Here is a 10,541-nt window from a genome sequence, read left to right as displayed (position 1 = left end):
ATGAATTATAAAAAAACAATTATTCTTACATTATTAATAAATATCCTAATATTCCCCTTAACTGGACAATCCAGCAATTTACAAAAAGATGAAATTAAAAGACTATTTATTAAATCAAAAAAATTACCCTTGCATACTGATCAATTCGCAAATAGTTTGAAACTTTTACCGCCCCCACCAGATAGAAATAGTCAACTATTCGCAATTGATAAAGAAATATATCTCAATACACGCAAACTTATAAATACATCTCGATGGATCCAAGCCATTGAAGAAGCCGCTATTTTTAACGGAACAATCGGAAAGAACTTTTCTAAAACCATCGGTATTGAAATATCCAAGAAAAATACCCCTATCACTCAAGATTTTTTAGAGGATCTGTTAATCATGAGCGGTAATTTTGGAACTGATAAAGCGAAAAAACACTATCAAAGAATTCGCCCCTTTATGTATTATCACACACACAGCTGTACTCCAGAGGATGAGAACCTACTGCGTAAGGATGGTTCATACCCCTCGGGTCACGCAGCTTTTGGATGGTCCGCCGCCTTATTTCTATCCGAAATTTTTCCAGATAAACAAGACCAGATATTGAAAGAAGGTTATGAATTCGGACAAAGTCGTGTTATTTGTGGTGCACACTGGCAAAGCGATGTAGACGCAGGCCGCTTGATCGGAGCTGAAGTCGTCGCCCGTTTACATGCAAATCAAGAATTCAGAAAAAAACTTAAACAAGTTAAACAGGAACTCCTCAAAAAGTCACGAAAAATCCATTTTAATAAAAATTAACAAACTTCTAATAAAAATGCAATTATCGTTTAACTTTTTCAAAGATTAAGTATTATTAATAAAATACAATTGTATATTTGATTTGATATGTTAATAATTTGATGATAGGTTATTGAAATAAATTATAACCCCTTCTATTCAGGAATATTAAAATGCGAGAAATTACATCACATGAAATCAATAGCGTATCAGGTGGATCTTTTTTGGGTGATATTATCGGGGGCAATATTACACTTCCCGTTTCTTCCGCTTTAATAGGCTCTTTCATAGGCGCTTCAATTGGAGGAATTGTCGATAATCTTTATGGTAGTTTAACAGGAATTAAAACCAACAATGAAGCAAATGCCGGAAGTAAACTTGGAAGTGGTATTGGATCTATTGTTGACGCAGCCAAATCAAAAAATGCCGCCGATATAAGTAGCAATGTTAACAATGCAATTTCTGGGATAGGATTAGGTACAGTTGGAATTATTAATGGAATATCGCAGGGAATTGCTAATCTCTTCCATTAGTTTCAAGATACATAATGAAATTTTCCTGCAACTATTCATTATATTATTTAAAATAAGTTGTTTTTATCGTGTAAATTGATTCACCCAAATTAATATAAATATAAAAAATCTTTAGAGAATATATAATACTTCAATCATAAACATTTATGATTGAAGTAATGTTTCTCAACATTCTTACAAAATTTATTTAATCTATCAAGATTATTATCCATGAATTCTCTTTTCAGGCATGAAGTTTTAGAAGCAAAACGAGATACATGGTTAGGTCGCGTACAGGATGTACAACCTATTCCTATAAAAATCATCGCGGTTATCTCATTCATTTGTATCGTTATTATCATATTATACACTATTTTCGGTGGTTATACGCGTCGTATACATGCTTCCGGCAGCATTATGCCTACAGAAGGGTTAATCACTATAGGATCAAGAACAAATGGCATTGTTATTGAAAAAAACGTTATAGAGGGCCAATTTGTTCATAAAGGCGATAAATTATTCACGATAAGCCTCGAAAACACCTCTATCAATGGACCCACACAACAATTAACTAATAACTTGTTGAAAAAACAAAAAAATATTCTTGAAAAACAGCTTGCACTCAAAGAAAAGGCCGCTCCCATTGAAAAAAACAATATTAAGGAAACACTCTCTAATCTTTACAAACAGCATGACAAAGTTACCCAGCAAATCGAAAATGACAATCAAATAATCCCCTTGGTTCAACAATCGTTACTGATGATTGAAAAAGCCAAGAAAATGTCTTTGGCAACAAATCAGGAATATCAGAATCAATTATATACATATGCCCAAATTCTAGGTACTCATGCACAGTTCTTACAAAATCAAACATCGATTGAAGGCCAAATATTAGAAAATGCATCAAAATATCAACTGTACGATAACAATTACCAACGTGATCTCAATGAAATTAAAAAAAGCATAAATGATATTGATCAGAAAATCATACTGGGAGAACGTAATCAAACTATTTTCGTTACAGCCCCCATAAATGGAACCATAACAGCGCTTCGGGGATATATCGGTCAGCAAGTTTCACAAGATTCCGCCTTAACTAGTATAGTTCCAGAAGGTCAAGCAATCGAAGCCGAACTTTATGTTCCTAGTTCAGCCGTGGGACTTTTAAAGAAAAATAGCAATGTTATCTTACGTTATGCAGCATTTCCATATCAAAAATTTGGTCTATACAACGGGACTGTTACCGAAATTACTTATACACCAGTTACATCGGATATAATGGGTAAAGACAGCAATCCCAATTTAAAAAATGAAATAATTGGTCCAAACAGTAAGATTGATCGTAACTTTTATAGAATTAGAGTAAAACCTGAAAAAAACTTCATTGCAGCTTATCCCAATAAAAAATATTTTTTGCAGCCCGGAATGCAAGTTGAAGCTGATATTGCCGTTGATTATCGTCGCCTTTATCAATGGATGTTCCAACCCATTATTGAGGTTAACGATACTATTAAAACAAGATTAACGAAACCGAACTCATGATTAATACCTTGAAAAGACTAAATTTTGCTTTTCGCCAAACTGTTCCCGTAATTTTGCAAGTGGAAGCTTCCGAATGTGGCCTGGCATGCCTTGCCATGATTATGAGTTATTATGGAAATTATATTGATCTAACAACATTTAGACAAAGAGAATCTATTTCTATCAAAGGAATTACCCTACAGAATATTATTGATATTGCGCAACGGAATAACTTGACAACACGTCCTTTGCGTTTGGAAATGGAAGAACTAAAAAAATTACGCTTACCTTGCATTCTTCATTGGAGTTTAAACCATTTTGTCGTGTTAACAGATGTAAAAACCAATGGAATTATGATTAATGATCCCGCCCGTGGAAAACGTAAGGTACTTTGGGGTGAAATCAATAATGAATTTACAGGAGTGGCGCTTGAGATTGCTCCCGACCAAAATTTTACCCGAAAAGATGAGCGCAACAATCTTCGTTTACGTGATCTTTTCAGAAAAACAGACGGTCTTAAAACAACCCTGTTTTATCTTTTATTAACATCCCTTGGATTGGAAGCTATTTCAATTGTCATGCCTATGGCCTCGCAAGTCATTATTGATGAAGTCATTGTGACTTTGGATAACGGCTTGCTAACAACAATCACAGTTGGAATTGCCATTCTTATTTTGCTGCAAATGCTTATTTCCACAGCCCGAACATGGATGGTCATGCTTTTCAGCACCCGTATATCTGTTCAATGGAATGCCAGCCTTTTTGAACATTTATCCAAATTACCGCTGGATTATTTCTTGAAAAGACATGTTGGAGATATATTATCCCGTTTCGGTTCATTAGGTATTATTCAACAAACCATTACAACTGATATGGTACAAGCAATCATGGATGGTTTAATGGCAATTGGTATGTTTGTAATGCTAATCATCTATGGTAAATGGCTGGCACTTGTAACATTAATTGCTGTAATCCTTGACGGTATAAGCCGTCTTATGGCTTATCGCCCTTACAAGCAAGCCTCTGAAGAGGGTATTGTCTATAATGCTAAAAAGGATTCACATCTTATTGAAACTTTGAGAGGTATGGCAAGTATCAAGTTACTTGGATTGCGGGAGCGAAGACGTGCACGCTGGTTAAATTTATTGGTTGATGCAATCAATGTCGGATTAAAAACACAACGTTATGACCTTATTTTTGGACGTATAAATGATTCCATCTTCGCTATTGACAGGTTAATAATGTTGGTAATCGGGGCACATTACGTCATGGATAATAAAATGACAGTTGGAATGCTGGTTGCCTTTCTATCTTACAAAGACCAATTCACCGGACGCATAGGCAATCTTATCGGTGCCGCCTTCAAACTAAAAATGCTTTCTATCCAGAGTGATCGTATTTCAGATATAGTCTTAACACCTACAGAAAGTGAAGAAAATGCTATAATATCTATATCGAATAATAACAGATTGACGGAACAACTTCATATTAATGATCAAAACCATCTTGTGTGTAAAAATTTGGGTTTTAGATACTCTCCTGCTGAACCTTGGGTATTTCGTAATATAAACCTGAAAATTCCAAAGGGTAAAAGTATTGCTATTGTAGGCGCATCAGGATGTGGAAAGTCAACAATTTTAAAAACAATGATGGGTTTAACCCATCCAGAGGAAGGTGATATCTACTTTAACGGTCGAAATATATTAAAAGAATCTCTTGACAATTACCGACAAGAAATTGCTGGTGTTTTACAGGATGATGGACTGTTTTCTGGTTCAATTGCAGATAATATTTGCGGGTTTGATGATAAACCTGATCAGGAAAAAATTATTGAATGTGCACAGAAAGCTGCAATTTTACAAGATATAATGGCAATGCCCATGAAATTTGAAACATTTGTTGGTGATATGGGAAGTTCCTTGTCAGGAGGACAAAAACAAAGGGTTATTTTAGCCAGAGCTTTATATCGCCAACCAGCAATCCTATTTTTAGATGAAGCAACCAGCAGTCTGGATGAACCAACAGAAGCCCATATTGCGACAATACTAGATGAAATGAATATAACACGCATTATTGTGGCACACCGGCCTGCAACAGTTGCGCATTGTGATTATGTTATTGTAATGGATGTTGAAAATGCACAATCTGGAAAAATTGAAATTGTTGAAAGACAAGAGCTTATTCACAGACACCAACAGCATAAAACATCATAAACCTTCAATTCAAAAGATAATTCCGGATACGGTTTTTTAAAAGAACATAATTTTATATATTAATCAGTTTGGTTATAATACAATCAGAAAATCAGGAAATTAACCCTGTTACAATTTATTTCAATAATTTAAATATTACCAGATAACCCAAAGTTTCAATTTATCAGTAGGAATATTTTTTATTTAAATATAAAAAGCCTGTTCTAATTAAAAAAACAGGCTTTTATAAACTGTGGAAAAATTATTGTGCTGAACCAGATTTAAAATGTTTCATACAATCACTATAATAACCGCCGCCTTTTTGAATCCATTTCAAATTGCCATTCTTATTATCGGCTTTGTTCGCTTTATATTGATCCAAACAGGTATGCATCCGAGCAGTACCTTCTTTCTCATTTGAATATTTACTATCAACCGCGTTTGGAAAAACTGCATCACCTGCTGCTATACTTGATGCTGTAGCATCTTGTTTAGCTGGAGATTTAGAAAAAGCATTATTCTGGGATGTATCAGATTTTTTCGCATCTTGCTGATGCATTTCATCTTTGACAGATCTTTCATCTTTACAATTAGCTGCCTTGAAATCTCTAAACGTTTTTTCTTTGACGGTTCCAGCTTTTTTAGCTGCCGTAAACTGCTGATGACATTCTTTGGATGTAACAGCATGGACAGCATTGTTTACCAGCAAAGAGGTTCCGACAAAAGAGGTAATAGCTAAACCGGCACCTATAACAGGAAAGCGCGCAACTATGGATTTTATCATTTATAATACCCTTACATAAATAAAAGGTTTAATATTCTTAAACCAATTGTATTAAAGCGCTTTTTGTTAAAAATTGTAAACAAAAATAATTGCTAATATTCAATTTATCTGTTCATTATGTAAAACCATATCCAACCCTTGCCTTTCTGAATCTGTATCTACACGCAATCCAATCAAAAAATCAATTATTTTCAATAAAACAAATGAAACAAGACTGCTCCAGATTATTGTGACAACAACTGCCTCAATCTGAGCAATAACAAGATGCAAAGATGCACTAATACCCACTGGATCTGTCTCTGTAGCGGACAATGGACCAAAGGCAAAAACACCGGTTAAAATTGCCCCGATAATTCCCCCCATTCCATGAATACCAAAAGCATCAAGAGAATCATCATATCCCAATTTTCGTTTTAAATAAGAACAACTCCAAAAACAAATCAACCCGCCTAGAAATCCCATCAATAAGGCCGGGCCAGGCATTACAAAACCAGCTGCTGGGGTAATGACTACCAAGCCAGCCACTGCTCCAGAAACAATACCAAGTACTGTTGGTTTTTTTCGAATAGTCCATTCGATCGACATCCAGCCAATACCACCAGCAGCGGCAGCAATCTGTGTTACAAGTACCGCCATGGCTGCTCGACCATTTGCACCCAAGGCAGATCCTCCATTAAAACCAAACCACCCAACCCATAATAGGGAAGCGCCCATAACAGCATAACCTACATTATGCGGTGCCAAATCACTTCGACCATACCCTAACCGTTTTCCTGCAACCAGAGCACATATTAAACCAGCAATACCGGCATTAATATGAACAACTGTTCCACCTGCAAAATCAATTGCTCCTAGATTGGCCAACCAGCCCGTCGGATTCCAAACCCAATATGCAACAGGAACATAGGAAAATAATGCCCATAATATGCAAAATATACATAGGGCAGAAAATTTTATACGTTCTGCAACCGATCCAACCAAAATTGCCACAGAAATAATGATAAATGTCATTTGAAACATAACATAAACACTTTGTGGGATAGTCATAATGACAGGATTGTTTCCATTGGCTCCTAATATGAACCCCTTATCAACACCCATGTGATAGTTGCCAAGAATTCCATTCAACATAAATTGTGATAAATTACCAATAAAAGAATTCCCTGTCGTAAATACAAGACTGTATCCCACTGTTATCCATATTAAAGTAACAAGACAACATATAGCAAAGGATTGCATCATTGTTGCAAGAACATTTTTCTTGCGAACCATCCCTGCATAAAATAAGGCCAATCCTGGAATTGTCATTAATAAAACCAATGCACTGCTGATTAACATCCATGCCGTATCACCACTATCCAAAACAGGCATCACTGGCAAAGCCCCTAATGCAGAGTCTGGAATTAATCCAACTATACACATCAGATACAGAAAAATTTTTTGAATATTCAGAAAATTTTTATTTTTACATTTCATTGGAAACTGTTCCCGTACAATCCAAGTAAAACCCACTTTATTCTATCAAATCAATAGTTTATGCTTATGATACATAGAATGAAATCTTATTGTTTTAGTCCTTATTCAACTATTAAACATTGTTAGACAAAGCACAATCCTTTGCAGAAAAAATTATATGTTTTTTTTTACATGTAAAAAAATCTGGTCATTTGAATAAAAATATAGTTTCCTTATATGTCTTGTTAACCAAAGTCACATTTCTCCCTAAGGATACTGATAAATTTGCATGAGGGCATGATGAAAAAAAAATTTGGTCAATCTCTTCATCCAATTGCACCTACTCAAAACGCAATGAATGATCCGAATAACCTATTAGCGAGCGGCCCCGACAGCCACGAAATAAACCTTCAAGCCTTGTGGGAAAAAATGGTTCAAGAAAGCAATGGATGTTGTGATCCTTTATTATCCAGTTTTTTTGATACATGCATTCACAGCCATCATGATTTCAAAACCGCCCTGACTTGTATGATAGGACGCAAATTAGAAGATGCCTCCATCCCCTATCAGGCATTAACTGATTTAATCAAACAGGTGTACAGAACCAATCCGCCTCTCATTTCCATAGCTGCAGCCGATTTGATCGCAGTTATGATGAGAGACGCAGCATGCTCCGATTTAATTACACCATTTCTATTTTTCAAGGGATTCCACTCCATTCAGGCCCACCGCATTTCCCATTGGCTATGGCATAATCAAAGACGCTATCTTGCACTTCATTTACAAAGCCGTATTTCGGAAGTGTTTGGGGTTGATATACATCCTGCCGCCCGTCTGGGACAGCGAATCATGATAGATCACGCCACTTCTGTTATTATTGGGGAAACCGCTGTTGTAGAAGATGACGTTTCAATTTTACAAGAAGTTACCCTTGGGGGAACGGGCAAAGATGAAAAAGACCGTCATCCCAAAATCCGTCGGGGAGTCTTAATTGGTGCAGGTGCAAAAGTATTGGGAAATGTGGAAATTGGAGAGGGAGCCAAGATTGGTGCAGGGTCAATTGTTTTAGAAGCAGTCAAACCTTACACAACCGTAGTTGGTAATCCTGCCCGACAAATCGGGGTACGTCATAAAGATTTACCTGGAGTATCAATGGATTTAAGTCTTCCCCCTATTGATTACGTTATTTAACAACTGCATTATCAACAGAACGCATATAAGGTTCAAGTTCATCAAGCCTTTTCATGACAAATGCTACATCAATTGGTTTTTCCCAGGCACTAAGATGATCTGGCGCCCCATGATCAACACCACTGTCAAATTGATCGGCCCAATAACGCAATCCGCTTTGTAAAGACAAGACCAGAAAACATGGATTGATATGATGACTTGGAATCAATTCATAAATCAATGTGTCTTTTTGACAGAAAACGATATTTGATAAACCTGCACCCAACAAACCAACCACAATTTTTGCATAATGAAAAAGCATGATTTGTTCATCTAGACTGTATAATTCAGGATTTAAAATAAAATATCCTCTTTTCTCCAATGCTTCAACAAGCTTTTCCTCATTAGGTAAATGCCGATTATTCTTATTTACGCGACTAATATATATCTTGTCATATTTCGCTATTGACTGAATAGATACAACAGCATTCTGTTTCATTTTGACATATGCCTGCTCAGAAAGCTTTGAACAGGAATAGCCAAATTTTTGTGAGAGATAATCAAAATAATAAAATTCTGAAAATCTATATTGTTTTTCCTTTTCAATGGGATAACACATGGATAAGTCAAGTCCCAGCAATTCCAAACTGCGTTTACGCCATAACATCAATGGGTAAGGCAAAAGAAATTTGGCTTTTATTCCTGATTGCATTGCCGCATAATAAGCTGGAATGGCATGCATCATCCAATGAAAATAATTGTTTTCCCAATGATCAGAACAACAGAATACAGCTCCCTGATCTCGCGCATCAATCAGTTTATCCGATTGAATGTGGATGGAATTGAGCAAATTTTCCGATAAGTAATAATTGCTGTTGGTAATTACCCGGTTTTGTTTGAAATATACCATATGATAAACATCGAGGGTTATATCTTTCAGATGATAACGATAAATTGTCTCGGCTGGATGTTTCCAGTGCAAAAAAGGATATGATTGATTGTTTGTAAATTCCTGAATATTCTTCCATCGCGGGCTGCCATAACATCCAATCGTTTTTTCAATCTTAACAGTTTCAATAGAATGGTGATTTATACGATTTTGCTGATGAAAAACTAAGTCTTTTATTTTTTCACGCGTTGATACAGACAATCTAAACAAGCTGATCTTTACCTTTAATATTGCATAAAAAGAACGATTTTAAATAAACTAACATAAAATTTCTAGATTAAATTAGAATGGATTATTTCGTACAAGGCAATGGCACCCGCAACTGATACGTTTAAACTGTCAATATCCCCGGCCATATATAATGAAACAATTTCATCACAATTTTGACGGACAAGCTGTCGCAGTCCCTTACCTTCGGCACCCAACACCAATGCCACTTTTCTTTGCTTATAATTTTGACCATTTAGAACCTCACCCTGCGCATCCATTCCAAGAACCCAAAAACCTTTTTCCTTTAACTGCTTCATGATACGTGAAAGATTAACCACTTTCATTACCAATACAGAATCAAGAGCACCCGACGACGCCTTGGCCAAAACCCCGCTTTCTTCTGGGGAATGACGATCCTGCATAATAATTCCAGCTGCCCCAAATGCCATTGCCGAACGTAAAATAGCACCAACATTGCGAGGATCTGTAACTTGGTCAAGGATGAGCACGGGTCCATGCCGTTTCACTATATCCTCTAAATCTGGGTCGGGAAGTGGCGTAACCTGTAATGCAACGCCCTGATGTACAGCATCCCGACCACAAAATCTATCCAACATCATACGATCAACAATTTCATAAGATATATTTAAAGGCCGTTCCAATTTGGTCATTAAAGTGTCAAATATCTCTTGTGTAGCCAACAAACGATTTTTTTGACGTAATGGATTTTTCAAAGCCGCTTGCACAGAATGCAAACCATATAACCAATATCCACCCTCTTTTTGATGAGAATTAGAAACAGGTTTTTTACTCATATATGATTCAATCTTTTCTATATATTTAAAAATCAAATGATTATAGAGAAAATCAAAAAAATCTACAAAGAAAAGTTAAAAACTCTGTTGACATCTATCAAAAGAACCTGTTATTTGTTTTTCATCTTCCGAGGGAGGGGTGCCCGAGTGGCTAAAGGGGGCGGA

General features: G+C 36.0%; 9 protein-coding genes. 5 read left to right on the top strand and 4 right to left on the bottom strand.

The genetic code is table 11. The features are described 5' to 3' along the window. The 4 genes from U0839_RS07455 to U0839_RS07440 form a co-directional block, all read left to right on the top strand. Positions 1 to 789: acid phosphatase (locus U0839_RS07455; RefSeq protein ID WP_413550393.1), on the top strand; the 789-nt coding region annotated here is incomplete at its 5' end. Between the two features lie 152 nt (positions 790 to 941). Then, a complete protein-coding gene (locus tag U0839_RS07450; protein ID WP_122123148.1) occupies positions 942 to 1,301 on the top strand; it encodes a hypothetical protein in 360 nt (119 codons plus the stop codon). Between the two features lie 210 nt (positions 1,302 to 1,511). After that, entirely contained in the window at positions 1,512 to 2,822 is a 1,311-nt protein-coding gene (locus U0839_RS07445) for an HlyD family efflux transporter periplasmic adaptor subunit (RefSeq protein ID WP_413550392.1), read from the top strand. Beyond that, complete coding sequence (locus tag U0839_RS07440) at positions 2,819 to 5,014, top strand: peptidase domain-containing ABC transporter (RefSeq protein WP_413550391.1); 2,196 nt, start codon at positions 2,819 to 2,821, stop codon at positions 5,012 to 5,014. The genes U0839_RS07445 and U0839_RS07440 overlap by 4 nt, the downstream gene beginning before the upstream one ends. Positions 5,015 to 5,255: 241 nt before the next feature. Here the strand turns inward: U0839_RS07440 and U0839_RS07435 are convergent, their stop codons facing one another. Beyond that, complete coding sequence (locus tag U0839_RS07435) at positions 5,256 to 5,777, bottom strand: hypothetical protein (protein ID WP_196424834.1); 522 nt, start codon at positions 5,775 to 5,777, stop codon at positions 5,256 to 5,258. Positions 5,778 to 5,876: 99 nt separating this feature from the next. Then, positions 5,877 to 7,199 carry an ammonium transporter gene (locus U0839_RS07430; RefSeq protein WP_155565073.1) on the bottom strand — a complete coding sequence of 441 codons (1,323 nt, stop codon included), beginning with the start codon at positions 7,197 to 7,199 and terminating at the stop codon, positions 5,877 to 5,879. A gap of 387 nt (positions 7,200 to 7,586) precedes the next feature. Here U0839_RS07430 and cysE point away from each other — a divergent pair, with 387 nt between their 5' ends. Beyond that, positions 7,587 to 8,423, top strand: a complete 837-nt coding sequence (cysE, locus tag U0839_RS07425; RefSeq protein ID WP_110439502.1) for a serine O-acetyltransferase — start codon at positions 7,587 to 7,589, stop codon at positions 8,421 to 8,423. Here cysE and U0839_RS07420 read toward each other — a convergent pair. After that, positions 8,416 to 9,561, bottom strand: a complete 1,146-nt coding sequence (locus U0839_RS07420) for a glycosyltransferase family 61 protein (RefSeq protein WP_155565047.1) — start codon at positions 9,559 to 9,561, stop codon at positions 8,416 to 8,418. The two genes, cysE and U0839_RS07420, sit on opposite strands and share 8 nt — an antisense overlap. 62 nt (positions 9,562 to 9,623) lie before the next feature. Further along, positions 9,624 to 10,376, bottom strand: a complete 753-nt coding sequence (rlmB, locus tag U0839_RS07415; protein ID WP_155565046.1) for a 23S rRNA (guanosine(2251)-2'-O)-methyltransferase RlmB — start codon at positions 10,374 to 10,376, stop codon at positions 9,624 to 9,626. Positions 10,377 to 10,541: the final 165 nt, after the last annotated feature.

This window comes from Commensalibacter sp. A3DC, from assembly GCF_047307945.1.
Classification (GTDB): domain Bacteria; phylum Pseudomonadota; class Alphaproteobacteria; order Acetobacterales; family Acetobacteraceae; genus Commensalibacter; species Commensalibacter melissae.
This window is presented reverse-complemented; position numbering and strand designations above follow the sequence as displayed.